Source organism: Geodermatophilus sp. SYSU D00703, from assembly GCF_054050155.1.
Genome location: NZ_JBJGYU010000001.1, coordinates 266941 through 285439, shown reverse-complemented (window position 1 = coordinate 285439; position 18499 = coordinate 266941). Strand labels below are relative to the sequence as shown.

15 protein-coding genes and 1 tRNA gene are annotated in these 18499 nt (G+C 74.2%); 4 read left to right on the top strand and 12 right to left on the bottom strand.

Annotated features, from left to right (window positions below; translation table 11 throughout):
• Positions 1-116: 116 nt before the first annotated feature.
• The 6 genes from ACI782_RS01440 to ACI782_RS01415 form a co-directional block, all read right to left on the bottom strand.
• Entirely contained in the window at positions 117-1220 is a 1104-nt protein-coding gene (locus ACI782_RS01440) for a ubiquitin-like domain-containing protein (protein ID WP_456905330.1), read from the bottom strand.
• Between the two features lie 368 nt (positions 1221-1588).
• Positions 1589-2443: a hypothetical protein gene (locus ACI782_RS01435; RefSeq protein ID WP_456905328.1), complete on the bottom strand. Its 855-nt coding sequence runs from the start codon at positions 2441-2443 to the stop codon at positions 1589-1591.
• 37 nt (positions 2444-2480) lie between these two features.
• The gene (locus ACI782_RS01430; protein ID WP_456905326.1) at positions 2481-3386 is read right to left on the bottom strand and encodes a TatD family hydrolase; all 906 of its coding nucleotides are present in this window, start codon (positions 3384-3386) and stop codon (positions 2481-2483) included.
• Entirely contained in the window at positions 3383-5179 is a 1797-nt protein-coding gene (gene metG, locus ACI782_RS01425; protein ID WP_456905324.1) for a methionine--tRNA ligase, read from the bottom strand. Before metG ends, ACI782_RS01430 begins: the two co-directional genes overlap by 4 nt.
• Positions 5180-5288: 109 nt before the next feature.
• Positions 5289-5921, bottom strand: coding sequence for a hypothetical protein (locus ACI782_RS01420; RefSeq protein ID WP_456905322.1), 633 nt, complete (start codon positions 5919-5921; stop codon positions 5289-5291).
• A 102-nt stretch (positions 5922-6023) separates the two neighbouring features.
• Positions 6024-7505: an amino acid permease gene (locus ACI782_RS01415; protein WP_456905320.1), complete on the bottom strand. Its 1482-nt coding sequence runs from the start codon at positions 7503-7505 to the stop codon at positions 6024-6026.
• 129 nt (positions 7506-7634) lie between these two features.
• Between ACI782_RS01415 and corA the strand changes: the two genes are divergently transcribed.
• Positions 7635-8741 carry a magnesium/cobalt transporter CorA gene (corA, locus tag ACI782_RS01410; RefSeq protein ID WP_456905318.1) on the top strand — a complete coding sequence of 369 codons (1107 nt, stop codon included), beginning with the start codon at positions 7635-7637 and terminating at the stop codon, positions 8739-8741.
• Positions 8742-8920: 179 nt separating this feature from the next.
• Positions 8921-9844: a DUF559 domain-containing protein gene (locus ACI782_RS01405; RefSeq protein ID WP_456905316.1), complete on the top strand. Its 924-nt coding sequence runs from the start codon at positions 8921-8923 to the stop codon at positions 9842-9844.
• Between the two features lie 121 nt (positions 9845-9965).
• Here the strand turns inward: ACI782_RS01405 and rsmI are convergent, their stop codons facing one another.
• On the bottom strand, positions 9966-10805 hold the full coding sequence (gene rsmI / locus ACI782_RS01400; RefSeq protein ID WP_456905314.1) for a 16S rRNA (cytidine(1402)-2'-O)-methyltransferase: 840 nt from the start codon (positions 10803-10805) through the stop codon (positions 9966-9968).
• Between the two features lie 104 nt (positions 10806-10909).
• Between rsmI and ACI782_RS01395 the strand changes: the two genes are divergently transcribed.
• Together ACI782_RS01395 and ACI782_RS01390 are read left to right on the top strand one after the other, a co-directional pair.
• Positions 10910-12430: a dolichyl-phosphate-mannose--protein mannosyltransferase gene (locus ACI782_RS01395; RefSeq protein WP_456905312.1), complete on the top strand. Its 1521-nt coding sequence runs from the start codon at positions 10910-10912 to the stop codon at positions 12428-12430.
• 127 nt (positions 12431-12557) lie between these two features.
• Positions 12558-13352 carry an enoyl-CoA hydratase/isomerase family protein gene (locus tag ACI782_RS01390; protein WP_456905310.1) on the top strand — a complete coding sequence of 265 codons (795 nt, stop codon included), beginning with the start codon at positions 12558-12560 and terminating at the stop codon, positions 13350-13352.
• On the opposite strand, the gene ACI782_RS01385 is transcribed toward ACI782_RS01390, so the two are convergent.
• The 5 genes from ACI782_RS01385 to glp all read right to left on the bottom strand — a co-directional run bounded on the left by ACI782_RS01385 (position 13349) and on the right by glp (position 18462).
• Positions 13349-15109: a PQQ-dependent sugar dehydrogenase gene (locus tag ACI782_RS01385; RefSeq protein ID WP_456905308.1), complete on the bottom strand. Its 1761-nt coding sequence runs from the start codon at positions 15107-15109 to the stop codon at positions 13349-13351. The genes ACI782_RS01390 and ACI782_RS01385 overlap by 4 nt on opposite strands.
• Before the next feature lie 225 nt (positions 15110-15334).
• Positions 15335-15408, bottom strand: a tRNA-Ala gene (locus ACI782_RS01380).
• A gap of 137 nt (positions 15409-15545) precedes the next feature.
• Entirely contained in the window at positions 15546-16265 is a 720-nt protein-coding gene (gene sepX, locus ACI782_RS01375; protein ID WP_456905306.1) for a divisome protein SepX/GlpR, read from the bottom strand.
• A 179-nt stretch (positions 16266-16444) separates the two neighbouring features.
• Complete coding sequence (locus tag ACI782_RS01370; protein WP_456905304.1) at positions 16445-17065, bottom strand: GNAT family N-acetyltransferase; 621 nt, start codon at positions 17063-17065, stop codon at positions 16445-16447.
• Between the two features lie 8 nt (positions 17066-17073).
• Complete coding sequence (gene glp, locus ACI782_RS01365) at positions 17074-18462, bottom strand: molybdotransferase-like divisome protein Glp (protein ID WP_456906109.1); 1389 nt, start codon at positions 18460-18462, stop codon at positions 17074-17076.
• Between the last annotated feature and the right edge of the window lie 37 nt (positions 18463-18499).

Sequence of the window (18499 nt, the reverse complement as noted above, 5' to 3'; positions counted from 1 at the left end):
AGTTCTGCCCGAGCGTCTTGGTGGGACGCAGCTCGAGCTGCTGGGCCAGGTCGCGGATGGCGGCCGGGCCCAGCAGCCCGTCGGTCTGCTCAGGCGGTGTGCTCAGGTCGGTCCGATCAGCTGAAGAGGCGGGGTCCGCAGTGCGGCCACTGACCGGCGCCGGAGCGCTCGTACAGGATCTGCGCCCGGCGGGTCTGCTCCTCGGCCGACGCCGCGGCCGGGTCGCCCGAACCGCCCACGGCGGCCCAGGTCGACCGCGAGAACTGGTAGAGGCCACGGTACGTGCCCGTGGAGCTCACCGCGTCCACCCGACCGCCGGACTCGCACTGCGCCAGCGCGGCCCAGTTCAGCCCGTCGGCGGTGGCGGGGATGCTGCCCGACGCTGCCGGGCGCTCCTTGGTGCCGACCGTGACCTCCTCGGCGACCGGCTCGCGGGTGACGGCGGTGGACACCTGCTCGCGGGCGGTCTCGACGCCGTCGGTGACGGTGACCCGGAAGGTGGTGACCTGCTCGCCGTCCTCGCCCGGCTTGGTGACGGTGCGCTCGCCCTCGAAGGCCTCGGGGTCGTCGGTCTCGACCGTCTCGTGCGGGACGGCGGTGGTCTCGGTGACCTCGCTGACCTGGACGCGGAAGACCTGCACCCGCATCCGGTCCATCAGCGCCTGCTCGGGGTAGACGCTGGTGCGGTCGGTCTCGCCGAGGGTCACGTCCTGCTCGGCGAGCAGGTCGGCGGCGGTAGCCGCGGTCGTGGTCACGACCCGCTGCTGGCCGTCGACGACGAGGGTGACGTCCTTGGGCGTGGTGATCGACAGCTCCATGCCGTCGAGCGGCAGGCGCTCGCTGCGGCTGGCGGAGACCTGCAGGTCCTCGGCGCGGTAGCCCAGCTGGTCGAGCGCCTCGTCGACCGACAGCGCGGTCACGTAGACCTCGCTCTCGACACCGTCCACGGTGAGCTCCAGCGGCCGGGCCCGGGTGACGACGACGGTGTCGCCGTCGGCCACGGTCGCCGCGGCGTCGGGGAGGACGACGTCGTGCGCCTGGGTCTGCAGCCCCTCCTCCTCGAGGACCTCACCGACGGTGTCGGCGTAGGTGCTCACCTCGCGCGCCTGCCCGTCGACGGTCAGCGTCAGGGACTTCTGGGCGGCGTGGTAGGCCACGGATCCGCCCACCAGTCCGAGCAGGACGAGGGCGAAGAGGGCGAGCTTCAGCGATCGGGGCACGACACTTCCAGGGGTCACGGGACCCGGGCAGAGGACCGTCCCGCACCGCGGGCGGCCGCCGATCAGGAGGGGGGCTCCCGGTCGGTCCGACGCCGCCCGGGTCGGTCCCCACCCCGGCTGGTCACGACACGATAACGACTGGTGCACCGTCGATGACGGAGCGAGAGCAGTCAACCACCGGGCGGTCGTAGCGACATGTGGGCACGCCGACACGCTGGGTGCACGACGTGCCGCGTGAGGCGGGTGGGACGGGTGCGCACCGTGGGGTCGTCGGGGTGACCAAGTTCACGGTGTGGGCGGCGTCTCGCGGGGCAGCCGGCCACGCCCGTGGGGACCGGTCGCGGAGGCGCGGAGTGCCCCGGTGCCCCTCAGCCCGCGAGCGCGCGGTCCCGCAGGCGCACCGGCCGCAGCCAGGTGATCAGGAAGACGGCGACCGCGAGCCCCGCGGCCAGGCCCGCGAACCCGCCCGCCACGAGCGCCACGGGGAGCAGGTCGACGCCCTCGGTGACCCGGTCGCCCAGGTCGATGCCGGCGGTGAGCAGCAGGGTCCCCAGCGGCAGCAGCGCGAGCACGCTGGTCGCGGCGGTCACCAGGTGCGCCGTCCAGGTGCGCAGCGCCTCGTCGACCGGGACGTCGGCGCCCTCCGCCGGCAGCGGGCGGACGATCGTCCGGAGCAGCGCCACCTCGGCCAGCAGCCAGGTCAGCAGCGGGACGACCAGGGCGACCCAGCCGACGGAGTCGGGCAGGTTGTCGTTCCGCCACATCAGCACGGTCGTCAGCACCACGGCGGCGACCACCGCCCGCGTGGTCCAGACCAGCAGCGGGGAGATCTGCTCGGAGCGGCGCGGCCGCCGCGCCGGGGAGCTGACCCGCCAGCGGGGCCGCGGGCGGGTCACCTCGGCGAGGACGACGCCCACCAGCAGGCCGATCACCAGCGCCGGCGCCCACAGGAAGACCGACGCCTCGGCGAACAGCACGATGCTCACGCCGATGCCGACCAGTCCGAGCAGCCAGCCGAGCGCGCGGATGCGCCGGCCGTGCTGCGCCTGGCGCTGCAGCGTGGCGACGCCCTCCGGCGTGGGAGTGGCGAAGTCCACGGCGGCGGCGGCCACGGCGCGGCGGCCGGCGGCCAGCGCCCAGGCGCGTGCGAGCAGGACGCCCGGGACCAGCACGGCGATGAACAGCACGACGGCGATGAGGCGGCCCACGGACACAGTGTCCACTGTTCTCCTGGGAGCGGGAGGGCCGTCCCCACCGAACTCACCGCGGGGCGGGCGCGCCGTCCTCCCAGCGGCCGAACATGCGCTCGGCGTTGGCCGTCAGCGCCGCGCAGAGCTCGGGCAGCTCCACCCCGGTGACCTCGGCCAGCACCCGGACGGTCAGCGGGACCAGCCGCGAGGCGTTGGGCCGGCCGCGGTGCGGCATCGGCGTGAGGAACGGGGAGTCGGTCTCCACCAGCAGCTGGTCGAGGGGGGTGAGGGCCGCGGCATCGCGCAGGTAGCCGGCGTTGCCGAAGGTCAGCGTGCCGGCGAAGGAGAGGACGTGTCCCCGCTCCACGCAGGCCTTGGCGAAGTCGGCGTCCCCGGAGAAGCAGTGGAAGACGGTGTGCTCCGGGGCGCCCTCGTCCTCGAGCACGCGCAGGATCCCCTCGTGCGCGTCGCGGTCGTGGATGACCAGCGCGACCCCGCGCCTCTTGGCGATCCGGATGTGCGCCCGGAACGACGCCTCCTGCGCGGCCCAGCCCTCGGGCCCGGTGCGGAAGCGGTCCAGCCCGGTCTCCCCCACCGCGCGCACCCGCGGCAGCGCGGCCAGCCGGTCGATCTCGGCCAGGGCCTCGTCGGTGGCCGCACCGGCGCCGGCCTCGTTCGGGTGCAGGGCGACGGCCGCGAGCACGTTCGGGTGCCGGGCGGCGAGGTCGGCCGACCACCGCGAGGAGCCGACGTCCACCCCGACCTGCACGAGCCGGGGGACGCCGACGGCCACAGCGGCGGCGATCTCGGCGTCCACCTGCTCGTCGGTGGCCCACTCCCCGTGCCCGTCGGCCGGGCGCTCGCCCAGCACGATGTCGAGGTGGGTGTGGCTGTCGACCGCCGGCGACGGCAGCGGCTCCGGGGACGGTGGCGGCTCGCCCCGCCGGTTGGCCCGCGAGGCGGCCGAGCGACTCACGGGGCGTTCCCCTCCAGCCGCGCCAGCTCCTCCTCGACGATCGACTCGTCGAGCTTCTTGAACACCGGGGTGGGCGGCGACAGCGGCGTCCCCGGCTGCAGCGGCCGGGACGCCCAGACCGCCTGCGCCGACGCGTAGTCGCCGGTGATGACCGGGTAGGGCGAGCCGTCGTCCAGGTCGGTGACCTCGTCGATCCGCGGGGCCGGCGACCACACGCCGGTGCCGCCGAGCAGCTCGTGGATCCGCTGCGCCGAGTGCGGGAGGAACGGGGTGAGCAGCGCGTTGCAGTCGCTGACCGCCTGCAGTGCGGTGTGCAGGACGGTGTCCCGGCGGGCCGGGTCCTCCTTGAGCTTCCACGGCGCCTGGTCGGACAGGTACTTGTTCGCCTCGCCGACCACCCGCATCGCCTCGGCGGCGGCGGCCTTCTGCCGGTTCCGGGACAGCAGCTCACCGATCGGACCGAACGCGCCCTGCGTGGTGGCCAGCAGCACACGGTCGGCGTCGGTGAGCTCGCCGGGCGTCGGGACGGCGCCGACGTTCTTGGCCGCCATCGAGACCGAGCGGTTGACCAGGTTGCCCCAGCCGGCGACCAGCTCGTCGTTGTTGCGGCGGCGGAACTCCGACCAGGTGAAGTCGGTGTCCTGGGTCTCCGGGCCGGCGGCGGCGATGAAGTAGCGCAGCGCGTCGGCGTCGTACCGGGCGAGGAAGTCCCGCACGTAGATGACGACCTGCCGGGAGGAGGAGAACTTCCGCCCCTCCATGGTGAGGAACTCGCTGGAGACCACCTCGGTCGGCAGGTTGAGCCGGCCCAGCGAGCCCGGCGTGCCGCCCTTGTCGCCCTCGCCGTCGTAGCCGAGCAGCTGGGCGGGCCAGATCTCGGCGTGGAAGACGATGTTGTCCTTGCCCATGAAGTAGTAGGCGTCGGAGTCCGGCGTCTGCCACCACTGCCGCCACGCGTCGTCGTCCCCCGACCGCCGGGCCCACTCGATGGACGCCGACAGGTAGCCAACGACGGCGTCGAACCACACGTAGATGCGCTTGTCGGGGCGATCGCGCCAGCCGTCGAGCGGCACGGGGACGCCCCAGTCGATGTCGCGCGTGTAGCTGCGCGGCTTGAGGTCGGGCAGCAGGTTCTTGGCGAAGTTCAGGACGTTGGGCCGCCACCCGGTGCGGCTGTCCAGCCAGTCGCCCAGCGCCTTGGTGAACGCCGGCAGGTCGAGGAAGTAGTGCTCCTCCTCGACGAACTTCGGCGTCTCGCCGTTGATCCGGCTCTTCGGGTTGATGAGGTCGACCGGGTCGAGCTGGTTGCCGCAGTTGTCGCACTGGTCGCCGCGGGCGCCGTCGTACCCGCAGATCGGACAGGTGCCCTCGATGTAGCGGTCGGGCAGGGTGCGCCCGGTCGACGGGCTGATCGCGCCGAGGGTCGTCTTGGGGAAGACGTACCCGTTCTTGAGCAGCCCGAGGAAGATCTCCTGGCTGATCGCCGCGTGGTTGGCCGTCGTCGTCCGGGTGAACAGGTCGTAGGAGAGCCCGAGCGACTGCAGGTCGCCGACGATGATCCGGTTGTTCCGGTCGGCGATCTCCCGCGGCGGAACGCCCTCGGCGTCGGCGGCGACGGTGATCGGCGTCCCGTGCTCGTCGGTGCCGCTGACCATCAGCACCCGGTCACCCACCATCCGGTGGTAGCGGCTGAAGACGTCCGAGGGGACACCGAAGCCGGAGACGTGGCCGATGTGCCGCGGACCGTTGGCGTAGGGCCAGGCCACGGCGGTCAGGATGTGCCGATCACTCACGCTTCCTCCTCGCTGGCGCTCGTCGGCCGCGCTCGTGACACTGCTGTGCCCCCGCGCGAGCTCGCGAGCTCGCTCGCGTGTCAACAGTACGGAGCGCCGTCCACCCGGCTCAGGGCTGGCTGGTGCCCGCCGTCGTCGCGCTGTCGGTCGTCGCCTGCGGCGTCGGGGTGAGGAGGGTGATCGCCACCAGGACCAGGCCGATCACGGCGACGGTGGCGGTGCGCAGGCCGGGGTGGGCCGGTGCCGGCTCCGGCGGTCGCTTGGCGGCGCGCGGCCCGGCGGCCACCCAGGCCACCGCCGTGGGGGCGCCGGCGAGCAGCAGCTTGCCCACCGGGACGCCGAGGGCCATCAGGACCAGGGCCGGCACCGGGAGGGAGGCGGGCAGCCCGTCCAGGAGCGGCGTCCCGAGGCTGAGCCCCAGCAGGACGGCGACCAGCCCGACCTCGGTGGTGGCCACCCCCGTGTAGAGGCGTCGACCCGAGCCGTCGGCGAGCAGGACGCCGCTGCCGGCGCACAGGACCACCCAGCCGGCCAGGCCCAGCAGGACGACCACGACGACGAGTCCGGAGGGCCGCAGCGGGGAGAGCAGCAGGCCGTCGAGGCCGGTGAGCGCGCCGGCGACCAGCGCCACGGCCTCCACGGCGGCCACCGCGGCGGCGGCCACGACGGTCACCGGCGGACGGCGCCGTCCGGGCGCCGCGGGCGCGACGGTGGTTCTGGGGTCGAGGACGCTGCTCGCCACGGGGTTGCTCTCCCTGGCCGGGGACGACGGTCACCGGTCGGGTCGGCGCGGGCCACGGCCCGCTGTACGCCCGCGGGGAGGGGCCTCACCCCTCCGGGGGAGTCAGGTCCGTTCGCCGGCGGGGCGCCGCTCCCCGGTCGCCATGCGGCTGCGCCTGCGGCCGTAGCCGAAGTACACGGCGACGCCGATCACCATCCAGACGAGGAAGCGCAGCCAGGTGTCGACGGGCAGGTTGAGCATCAGCCACAGGGAGGCCGCCGCCGACACCCACGGCAGGACGTTGATCATCGGCACCCGGAAGGAGCGGTGCAGGTCCGGCCGCTCGCGTCGGAGCCACCAGACCCCGATGGACACCAGCAGGAACGCGAAGAGCGTGCCGATGTTGACCAGCTCGGCGAGCGCCGACAGCGGGATCAACCCCGCGAGGAGGGCGACCACCACGCCGGTCGCGATCGTGATCTTGTAGGGCGTCCCGTACCGCGGGTGCACCTTGGCCAGCGTCGGGGGCAGCAGGTGGTCGCGGCTCATCGCGAACAGCACCCGCGACTGGCCGAGCAGCAGGATCATCACGACCGAGGTCAGCCCGGCCAGCGCCCCGATCGAGATGATGCTGGAGAAGACCGTGAGCCCGTTGGCCGCGAACGCCTCGGCCAACGGAGCGTCGGCGGACAGCTCCGTGTAGTTCTGCATGCCGACGACGACCAGGGAGACCGCCACGTACAGCGCGGTGCAGATGGCCAGCGAGCCGAGGATGCCGCGGGGCATGTCCCGCTTGGGGTCGCGGGTCTCCTCGGCGGCGGTCGCGACGATGTCGAACCCGATGAAGGCGAAGAACACGATCGCCGCGCCGGCCAGCACTCCACCCCAGCCGAACGTCCCCTGGTCGAAGCCGAGCAGCTGGACCAGCGGGCTGCGCAGCCCGCTGGCACCCTCCGCCGCCGGCTCGGCCGGCGGCACGAACGGGGAGTAGTTGTCCGCGTTGATGTAGAAGAGGCCGACGACGATGACCAGCGCGACGACCGCCAGCTTGATCGCGACGATGACGGCGGTGACCCGCGAGGACAGCTTGATCCCGAGGATGAGGACGGCGGTCATCGCCAGGGCGATGAGGATCGCGGGGATGTTGAAGACCGCCGTCTCCCCGGCGATCGACGCCGGCAGGGCGACCCCGATGTCCCCCAGCAACTGGTTGAGGTAGCCCGACCAGCCGACCGACACGGTGGCCGCACCGAGGGCCAGTTCGAGGACGAGGTCCCAGCCGATGATCCAGGCGACGAACTCGCCGAAGGTCGCGTACGAGAACGTGTAGGCCGACCCGGCCACCGGCACGGTCGAGGCGAACTCGGCGTAGCAGAGCGCGGCCAGCCCGCAGACCACGCCGGCGATCACGAAGGAGATCGCGACCGCGGGGCCGGCCTGGTCGCGGGCGACGAGTCCGGTGAGCACGAAGATGCCGGTGCCGATGATGACCCCGACGCCGAAGACGGTGAGGTCCAGCCCCGAGAGGTTCTTCTTGAGCCGGTGTTCGGGCTCGTCGGTGTCGCGGATGGAGTCCTCGACGGACTTGACTCGCCGCGTGTTCACGGCCACGGCCGCCTCCTCCCAGTCGGCCGGGGGGCCCGGCACTGGTTCACCCAGGTGAGCGTGGCACGGGTGCGCCGGGCGCGCATGCCTACGCTGACGTGCTGGACCGGACCGGAGGAGGAGAGCGGGATGACCGGCACGGAGATCCCCCGCAGCACGCCGGGCGGGCCGCGGCCGGATCCGCCGACCCTGCGCCCGCGCCCGGCCGGCCCGCCGCGCACGACGCCGTCCCGCTCCGACGGCGTGGGCCCCGTCGTCGACTGCGCCGTCTACGTCGACGGCCGCCGGCAGGCCCCGGTCGACCCGGAGGCGGCGCTGCAGGAGGCGGTCGCCCGGAGCGGCTTCGTCTGGCTGGGGCTCTACGCGCCCACCGAGGAGGAGCTCGGCCGGATCGCCGACCGGTACGGGCTGCACCCGCTGGCGGTCGAGGACGCCGTCTACGCCCACCAGCGGCCCAAGCTCGAGCGCTACGACGACGCCCTGTTCATGGTGCTCAAGACCGCGACGTACGTGGCGCACGACCGGCTCACCGCGACCAGCGAGGTCGTGGACACCGGCGAGGTCATGGTCTTCCTCGGCCGGGACTACGTGATCACCGTGCGGCACGGGGAGCACGGCGAGCTCGCCGAACTGCGCCGCAGCCTGGAGGCGCAGCGGGACCTGCTGTGCCTGGGCCCGGCCGCGGTCCTGTACGCGGTGGCCGACCACGTCGTCGACGACTTCGTGGACGTCGCCGCCGCGGTCGAGGAGGACGTCGACGAGCTGGAGGCGTCGGTGTTCAGCGACCGGCGCACCGACGACATCGGCCGGCTCTACCAGCTCAAGCGCGAGCTGATGTCGCTGCGGCGGGCGGTCTCGCCGCTGGAGGTGCCGCTGCAGAAGCTGGCCGAGCGGCAGGTCGACGTCGTCCCGCAGGCGATGCGCTCCTACTTCCGCGACGTCGAGGACCACGCCATCCGGGTACGCGACCAGGTCGCCGGCCTCGACGAGTTGCTGACCTCGATCCTGCAGGCGTCGCTCGCCCGGACCTCCCAGGCCGACAACGAGGACATGCGGAAGATCAGCGCGTGGGCCGGGATCGTGGCCGTGCCCACCGCGATCGCCGGGATCTACGGGATGAACTTCGAGTTCATGCCGGAACTGCACTGGCGCTTCGGCTACCCGCTGGTGCTCCTGGTGATCATCGGCGCCTGCGTGCTCCTGTACCGCGGCTTCAAGCGCAACGGCTGGCTCTGAGCCCTGGACCCGTCGGCCCTCTGGCGGTATCGGAAGCGATGCCCTGGTCCCGGGTTCCCTGACGCAGGTATCGCTTCCGATACCGCCTTCATGTCGGGCTCTGTCAACAAGTCAGGCGGTTGTCCACGGATCGACGCTTCCACGACTGCTGCTCTCCGGCCCTGGCGAGGCTTCGCCTCGTGGAATGGCGTGACGTCATCGCGGCTCTGCTGGACGAGCTGGGCGGGCTGGCAACCCGTCAGGAACTGCTGCAACGCGTGCCCGTCGCCGCGCTGGACAACGAGGTGCGGCGACGGCGGATCGTTCGCGTCTTCCCTCACGTCTACCGGAGTGCACGTCACCGGGAGAGCGACGACCTCGTGCTCCGTGCGGCCTTGCGCCATGCCGGACCGGGTGCCGCTCTCAGTCACACGACGGCGCTCGCGGTGTGGGGGCTGTCAGCCCTGCAGCGACCGCTGCACATGACCGTCGACGAGTCCGTCCGCAGAGCCGGCGCTCCAGATCTGATCGTCCACCGACGCCTGCACTTCCGGGCGGAACCGCCACAGTGCGACGTCCGCCACGGTCTCCTGATCACCGACGTGCCTCGGGCGGTCGTCGATGCTTGGCCCCTCCTGCAGCCGGAGCAGCGGCGTCCCCTCCTGCTCGAAGCCATCCGGCGCAGGATGACCACCGTGCCCCTGCTCCGCGACGCCGCGGCGGATCGGCCCAACCTCGGCGGTCACCGGTTGCTCACCCAGGCCATCGACCTGGCTGACGACGGCTGCAAGAGCGAACTGGAGGCGCTCGGCGTCCTCAATGTCTTCATCCACGGATCCCTGCCCCGCAGCGTCGGGCAGTACCGCATCGCCCTGCCGACCGGTGGGATCCGCCTCGACCGTGCATGGCCCGAGGTCAAGCTGGCCGTGGAGTTGGACGGTGCGCGGCACCACACGTCTCCGGAGGACCGGCGCAAGGACCTGGCTCGCGACGCGGCCCTGGCTGCGCTGGGATGGGTCGTCCTCCGGTTCACGTATGCCGACGTCCGTCGCGACCCCGAGGCCGTCCGCCGGCGGGTCCTCGACGTCTACGCGATGCGCGCCGCCCAACTGCGGGTGAGCTGACCCCACCCCCCGTGCGTGAGCCGCGATCATGGCCGCGCGTGTCGCGGTATCGCTTCCAATACCCCCGTCACGGCGCCCAATACGACGGTGTCGCTTCCGATACCGCGGGGTTCGGCGTCCGTCAGGGCTCCTTGGCGGCGAGGACGGCGTCGTACACGGTGCGCCGCGGCAGCCCCGTGCGGACGACGACGGCGCGGATGGCGTCCTTGCGGGTGGCTCCCGCGGCCTCCTCGTCGGCCACGAGCGCGGCCAGTTGCACCGGGTCGACCGGCGCCGGGCCCGCCGGCGCGCCGCCGACCACCAGGGTGATCTCCCCGCGCACCCCCTCGGACGCCCACGACGCCAGGTCGGCCAGCGACCCGCGGCGGACCTCCTCGTGGGTCTTGGTCAGCTCCCGGCAGACGGCGGCCGGCCGGTCCGGCCCGAACGCGGCCGCGGCGTCGGTCAGCGCGTCCGCGAGCCGGTGCGGCGACTCGAAGAAGACCATCGTGCGGCGCTCGTCGGCCAGTCCGGCCAGGCGCGACCGCCGCTCCCCGCCCTTTCGCGGCAGGAAGCCCTCGAAGCAGAACCGGTCGACCGGCAGGCCGGAGACCGCGAGCGCCGTCGTCACCGCCGACGGCCCGGGGACCGAGGTGACCGCGACGCCCGCGTCGATCGCCGCCCGCACCAGCGTGTAGCCCGGGTCGGAGACCGACGGCATCCCCGCGTCGGTGAGCAGGAGGACGGTCGCCCCGGAGGCCAGTGCGTCGAGCAGCCCCGGCAGCCGGGAGCGCTCCACCGACTCGTGGAAGGTGACCACCCGCCCGGTCAGGGTCACCTCCAGGTCGGCGGCCAGCCGGTGCAGGCGGCGGGTGTCCTCGACCGCGAGCACGTCCGCCGACGCCATCGCCGACCGCAGCCGCGGCCCGACGTCGCCGGGCTGGCCGAGCGGGGCACCGCCGAGCACCAGGCGTCCGGTCACGCGGCCGAGCCTGTCACGCCGGAGCTCGCAGGCCCGCCGGCAGGGGCCCGGCGCGAGCTCGCGAGTGCCGAGGGGCAGGCGGGTCCTGTCACTACCCTGACCCCATGGCGGTGCTGGCTCCCGATCGCACGGACCGGGAGCCCGGCGAGCCCCGGTCGGGCCGGGGACACCGCCCGCCGTTCCCTCGGCCGCGGCGCGACCGCACACCTCCGCTGCCCCCCGACCGGCGGCTGTCCTGGGTGCTCGCGGCGGTTCTGGGCGTGGTCACGTTCGTCGTCCGGATCTGGGACCTCAGCTACCCCTCGGACCTGCTGTTCGACGAGGCCTACTACCCGCCCGAGGCGCACGAGCTGCTCGAGTGGGGGCACGAGTACAACCGCGGCTACACGTTCATCGTGCACCCGCCGCTGGGCAAGTGGCTGATCGCCGGCGGCATCCACCTCTTCGGCTACGACTCGTTCGGCTGGCGGTTCCCGTCCGCGGTGGCGGGCACCGTCGCGGTCGTCGTCCTCACCCGGCTGGGCCGGCGGCTCACCGGGTCGACGCTGCTCGGGCTGGTGGCCGGCCTCCTGCTGGCGCTGGACGGGTTCGCCTTCTCGCTGTCGCGCATCGGCCTGCTCGACGTGTTCCTGCAGGTCTTCGTCGTCGGCGCGGTGGCCTGCCTGGTCGTCGACCGCGACCGGGTCCGCGAGCGCGTCCGGGCCGCGCAGTCCACCACCGGCTTCCGGCTCGGCCCGCGCGGCTGGCGGATCGCGGCCGGGTTCCTGTTCGGTTGCGCCTGCGCGGTGAAGTGGAGCGGGGTGTACTTCCTCGCCCTCTTCGCCGTCCTGTCGCTGTTCTGGGACCGCGCCGCCTGGCGCGAGGCCGGCGTCCCGCGCCCGACCCTCACCGCCGCGCGGCGCGGGCTGCCCGGAGCGCTGTGGGCGCTGGCCGCCGTCCCGGTGCTCACCTACCTGGCCAGCTTCACCGGCTGGTTCCTCGGGGAGACCTCGCAGGGCAGGGCCTGGGCGCAGCAGAACCCGGCGACGGCGGTCCCGTGGGTGCCCGACGCGCTGCGCTCGCTGTGGCACCAGCACGCCGAGTGGCTGCGGTTCCACAACGGGCTGTCGACGCCGCACCCCTGGGAGTCCGGTCCGTGGACGTGGCTGGTGAACGGCCGGCCGATCCTGCTGTGGAACCCGCAGGGGCTCACTGACGCCGCGGGCGAGCAGGTGGTCCGCTACATCCTCATGGTCGGGACGCCGACCCTGTGGCTGGCCTTCGCGCCGGCGCTGGTCTGGCTGGCCTGGCGGCTGGTCGCCCGCCGCGACCCCTCCGCGCTGGTCGTGGCCACGGCGGTCGCCGCCGGGTGGGGCACCTGGTTCCTCAACCCCGAGCGGACCATGTTCGCCTTCTACACCGCCCCGGTCGTCCCGTTCTTCGTGCTGGCGGTGGTGCTGGTTCTGCAGGACGTGCTCGGCCGGCCGGGCCGCGACCGCTGGCGCCGCCAGGTGGGACTGGGCGTGGTCGCGCTGTACGTCGGCGTCGTCGCGGCGACCTTCGTCTTCTTCTACCCGGTGCTCACCGGGCAGCCGCTCTCGCACGCCGAGTGGCTCGACCGGATGTGGTTCCCCTCGTGGTTCTGACCCGGGGTGCGCGGCGCGACACCCGCCGCGATCGACCGCGAGGTGCAGACGAGCCCGGGGCATGGCACCCGGACCTCCGTACCGTGACCCCCCACGACAACGGCGGACCGGCACGGAGGAGACGGCGATGACCAGCGCACAGGACCGACCGCGGGTGCTGACCGGGGTGGACGGCGACGTCTGGGGGATCACCCTCGACCGCCCCGAGACCGGCAACGCCCTCGACCCGGCGATGGCCGCCGAGCTGGCCGCGGCGCTGCGCGAGCGCCCGGCCGAGACCCGCACCGTGCTGCTGCTGGCCAACGGGGAGCGGTTCTGCGTGGGCGGCGACGTGCGCTCCTTCGCCGGCGCGGACGACCCGGCCGGCTACGTCGGGCAGCTGGCGCAGGACTGGCACGAGGTCATCCGGGCGCTGCTGTACTGCCCGGTGCCCGTGGTCGCCGGGGTGCAGGGCGCGGTCGCCGGCGCGGGCGTCGGGCTCATGGGGGCGTGCGACATCGTCGTCTGCGCGCGGTCAACCAAGATCCGGCCGGCGTACGGCGCGATCGGCTACTCCCCCGACGGCGGCAGCTCGTGGGCGCTGACCCGCGCGCTCGGCGCCCCGCGGGCCCTGGAGCTGATGCTCACCAACGGCGCGCTCACCGCGGCCGAGGCGCACATGTTCGGCCTGGTCGCCCGCCTCGTGGAGGACGAGGAGGTGCACCAGGCGGCGGTCGCGCTGGCGCAGGCCGTGGCGTCGGGCCCGGTGCGGGCGATGGTGCGCACCCGCGCGCTGGTGCGGCAGGCCGCCGTCCGGACCCTCGAGCAGCAGCTGGACGACGAGGCGCGGCTGATCGCCGAGTCCGCCGCCGATCCCGAGGGCCGCGAGGGCGTGCGGGCCTTCCTCGAGAAGCGGCAGCCGGACTTCCGCAGCGCGCGTTAGACGCGGTCCATCGGCAGCGCCTCGAAGGACGCGCGCGCCGTGACCCCGGCGGCGTCGGTGACGGTCGCCGTCACCACCAGCCGGGTGCCCTCGCCGTGGTCGACGAACGGGCGTGAGTACTCCGGCCCCTCGAACGACTCCCCCGGGTGCTCGTGGCACAGCCCGCCGCTGCAGTGGACCAGCACCTCGCTCCACCGGACCGTCAGCGGCCCGTCCTCGGCGTCGGTGCCCTGTGCGGTGGCCTGCACCAGGTCGCCGGGGGTGTAGCGCCGGTCCGCCGGCGGCGCGAAGAGCGTGAGCACCGGCGGGCTGTTGTCCGGGACGACGGTCAGCGTCGTGCTCGCCTCCGCCCCGCCGGGGTCGGTGACCGTGAGCCGGGCGGTGACGGGCCCGGCGTCGGCGTAGGTGTGCTGCACCACGGCGCCCTCACCGGTGCTGCCGTCGCCGAAGTCCCACCGGTGCGTCAGCGGCTCGCCGTCCCACTCGCTGGACGCGCTGCCGTCGAAGGTCACCGTGCGGGTGGCGGCGTCGACGGTGGCGGTGGCCCGCGCGGTCGGGGGGCGGTTGCCGGGCGCGTACACCAGCCGCTTGAGCACGCTGCCGCCGATGTCGGCCCAGACGACGTCGCCGTTGTCCGGGGCCGCGACGAACGCCACGGGTAGCCCGTTGCCCGCACCGAAGCCCTCGGCCTCCGGGGCGCGGACCAGCCGCCCGTCGACGTCGTGGCGCAGCGTGTAGACCCGCTGGGACGAGTAGTCGCCGAAGAAGTAGGCGCCCTGGTACTCCGCCGGGTACGCGGTGCCGGTGTAGACGACGCCGCCGGTCACCGCCGTGCCGGCCGGTCCGTGCCGGTAGGTCCACAGCGGCGCGGTGTTCGGCGCATCCTGACAGCCGGGCAGGTCGCGGTAGCCCGGGGTGCGCTCCTCCCCCTCCCAGCACGGCCAGCCGTAGCTGGCGCCGGGCCGGACGACGTCGACCTCCTCCCAGATCTCCCAGCCCACGTCGCCGAGGACGGGCACCCCGGTCACCGGGTCGAGGGTGAAGCGGAACGGGCTGCGGAAGCCGCTGGCGTACACCCGGCTCTGCCAGGACGCCGGGTCGGCCGCGTCGTAGAACGGGTTGTCCGGGACGCCGCGCCCGTCGGGCAGCAGGTGCAGCAGCTTGCCGTAGCCGCTCGCGGGGTCCAGCGCACGCAGCGCCAGCGGGTCCACGGCGCGGAAGTCGGAGCTGTCGCCGACGGTGACCCACAGGGAGCCGTCCGGGTCGGCCACCACCCCGGTCAGCCCGTGGACGTCGGACCCGGCCGGCAGCTCCAGGACGACGCGCTCGTCGACCAGGTCGGCGTCGGTGAGGGTCCACGCCGACAGCCGCATCGTCCAGCGGCCGTCGACGTCGAGCGTGCGCCCGGTGTAGACCGTCCCGTCGGGCGCGACCTCGACGGCGACCAGCCCGAGGTCCCCGGAGGTCACCACGGCCAGCTCGGCGACCGTCCGCGCCTCCCCGGACGCCGCCACCCGGGCCACCCGCCCGTTCTTGCCCGTGGTGAGCCAGCCCCCGTCGGGCAGGAAGGCGACGTCGGTGAGCAGCTCGTCCTGGCCGCTGGGCAGGTCGACGACGACGAACCCCGACGTCAGCGTCGGTGCGGCCGCGGCGGCCCCGGGCGTCATCACCACCGTCCCGGCGACCAGTGCCACGAGGACGCCGAGCCGCAGCGCGGCACGGGCCTGCCGGAGGGGAACGCCTGGGTGTCGGGTCACGCCGCGCGACGCTCCCGGACCGCACTCGCCCGCTCCAACGCAACACGCGGGGACGCCGCGACGCACGGGCGCGGGGCACGATGGGTGGCCGGTCGTGCGCGGGGAGCACCCGCGGGTGGCGAAACGGTCCCGGCCGGTGACGGAACGCCGTCCCGGGGACCAGAGGCCCTGGCACGATGAGGAGAGCCCCGCCCGGTCTCCCGGCGGGGCTCTCCTGTGTCGGGGTGGAGCTGAGGGGATTTGAACCCCTGACCCCCTCGATGCGAACGAGGTGCGCTACCGGACTGCGCTACAGCCCCTGACGGGAGACGAGTCTACCGTCCGCCCGGACCGGCGCCGCCACGGGGGCGGCACCGGTCCGGTGACGCACTGGACCGGCCACCCTCCAGGGCCCCGCGCCGAGCGTGTGAGGCGTGGGGCCCTCGGGGGTGGTCCTTCATCCGTTGGCGACCTTGCGCGGCTGGTAGACGTCGATGTCGGCGAATCCGATGTCGTCGTCGTCCAGGCCCACGACGGCGCTGTTCTGCCAGCCGGCCGGTGCTCCGGCGCGGGCCGCGACGACGCGGCCGGGGCGCAGTGGGTGCACCGGCGCGAGCGGCAGGCTCGGGTGCGGCAGGTCGACGGTGTGGTGGTGGACCTCCGCGGCGGCCGGCGCCTCCTGCACCGGCGCCGGGCGCGGCGCCGGCACCGGCCGGGCGGCGGGCCGGGCAGCCGGCTGGCGGGCGGCGCGGGCAGCGGCCCGGGCGGCCCGGCGGGCGGCCAGCCGCTCCCGGCGCGCGGCGGCGCGCAGCACCATCAGGTAGGCCACGACGGCGAGGTCGAGCACGCCCTGCGCGATCCACAGCCACGGGCTGTACACCAGCGCGCCGGCCAGGGCCAGCAGCGTGAGCGCCACGAGGCCGGCCAGCGTGCGGCGGCGCACCGCGTGCACGTCGACCCGCAGCTCGCCGGAGGTCAGCAGGGCCCCGCGGTCGATCGAGACCTTCTCGGTCTCGGCGTAGACCGACGGGTCCACCGCTCGTCGCCGCTGCAGGGTCCGGCCCGAGTCGGTCAGGCCGACCCGACCCGTCTGGGAGTCACCGCGGGTCACCACCATCGGGACCAGCACGACGAACCACAGCACGACCAGAGCGGCCAGCAGCACGCCCGAACCCATCCAGAACACCACCCGTCACACGAGTCACTTGCCGGGCGAAGTTACGGCCTGCACTCCCCCGTTCGAGGGAGGCGCGCGGGTGTGTCACTGAAGTGTCGTGTGACTGGAGTGTCGTCGGCACGGCGTGTCGACAAAGAGCCCCACGGGGGACGGCCGTCCGCGTGGTAGGGCGGCCGGCGTCAGCGCGGTGGAGCCGATCGCCAGCGGTTGAGGACCCCCTCCGGCGCGTCCTCGGCCAGCAGCGCGTAGCACCGGTGGTCGCGCCAGTCCCCGTCGATGTCCAGGTAGCGGCGCAGCAGCCCCTCGGCCCGGAACCCGAGGCGCTCCACGAGTCGCTGGCTCGGGCCGTTCTCCGGCCGGATGTCGGCCTGCAGCCGGTGCAGCCGCGCCGGCCCGAACGCGTGGTCGCAGACCATCGCCACGGCGAGCGAGGCCAGACCGCGGCCGGCCACGGAGCGGTCGATCCAGTAACCGAGGTTGCCTGAGCGCAACGCCCCCCGAACGACGTTGTCGATGGTCACCTGCCCGGCCAGCCGCCCCTCGACCCGGACGACGAACGGCAGCGTCGTCCCCGCGACGGCGCGACGCAGCACCGCGCGGCGCATCGCCCGGTACGACTGCGGGGTGTGCCGGGCCGCCCACGGCGCCGGCGCCGTCGGCTCCCACGGGGCCAGCCACTCCTCGTTGGCCAGCCGGACCCGGCTCCACTCCTCGGCGTCGCGGCGGCGCGGCGGGTGCAGCTCGACCGGCCCGAAGGACAGCCGGGCCGGCCACCCGGGGTGCTGCACGGGGTCGGGCACGGGTCGGGTCAGCCGCCCAGCAGCAGGGGCATGACGGTGACCAGCCCCCCGGCGGCCACCTCGGTGACGTCCTCGTCGATCACGATCAGGCAGTTGGCCCGGGCCATGCGCGCCAGCATCGCCCCGTCGCCGTCGCCCAGCGGCTCGACGACGTAGCCGCCGTCGGGGTGGCGCATGACCTGGCCGTGCAGGTACTGCCGGTACCCCAGCGGGGAGGTCAACTGTTCGGCGGCGATCGCCTGCACGGTGCGGCGGAACAGCTGCCGCTTGCCCAGCATGAGCCGGATCGCCGGGCGCACGAACACCTCGAAGGCGACCAGCGCCGCCACCGGCTCACCGGGCACGCAGATGACCGGGACGCCGTCACGGCCCAGCCGGCCGAAGGCCTGGACCGGTCCGGGGTGCATGAACACCTGCGAGAACCGCATGTCCCCGAGCTCGGCGAGCACCTCCCGCACCAGGTCGCCCTCGGCGGCGAGCGTGCCGGCGATGAGCACCAGGTCGCTGCGCAGCAGCTGGCTCTCCAGCACCTCCGACAGTCGGCGCCGGTCGGCGGGCACGATCCCCGACCGATAGGCCTCCGCGCCGGCGTCGCGCGCCGCGGCCGCCAGCGCGTAGCTGTTGACGTCGACGACCTGGCCGGGAGCCGGCGGGGTGCTGATGTCGACCAGCTCCGCCCCCGCCGAGAGCACGGCGACCCGCGGCCGCGGGCGCACCAGCACGCGGTCGCGGCCGACCGCTGCGAGCAGGCTGATCTGGGCCGGGCCGATCGGGGTGCCGACCTGCACCGCCGTCGTCCCCGGCGCGACGTCGTCCCCGGTGCGCCGCACGTACCCGCCGGGCGCCACGGCCGCGTGCACCGCCACCGTGGCCATGCCACGGTCGGTCCACACCGCCGGCACGACGACGTCGGCGCCGGTGGGCAGCATCGCGCCGGCGGAGACCTTCATCGCCAGCCCGGGCCCGATGGACGACGGGCCGCTGGCGCCGGTCTCGGTCTCCCCCACGACCGCCAGCGAGGCCGGCTCGCCGGGAGTGGCGCCCTCGAGGTCCATGGCGCGGGCGGCATAGCCGTCGAGGGCGGCCTGGTCGAACGCCGGCAGCGCCCGCTGGCTGACGACCTCCTCCGCGCAGAGCAGCCCCTGCGCGTCGAGGACGGCCAGCTCGATCGGGTCGGGCTGGGGCACGGCGGCGAGGATCTCGTCGAGCTGCTGCTCGACCGTCCGCGGCGTCGGCGCCTCGGGTCCGGCCGGCGGCGGCGGGACCTGGCCGCGGTCGATCGCCGTCGTCTCGTGGGTCCCCTCCGGCGCCGCGGGCACCAGCGTGCCCTGGCGCAGGTCCATCGCCGTGGTGTCCCGCTGTCCTGCGGGCGCCCCGCGCGTGCCGTCCTCGGTCATACCCGCCACGGAGGTCGATGCTCCCCCCTGAGCTGCC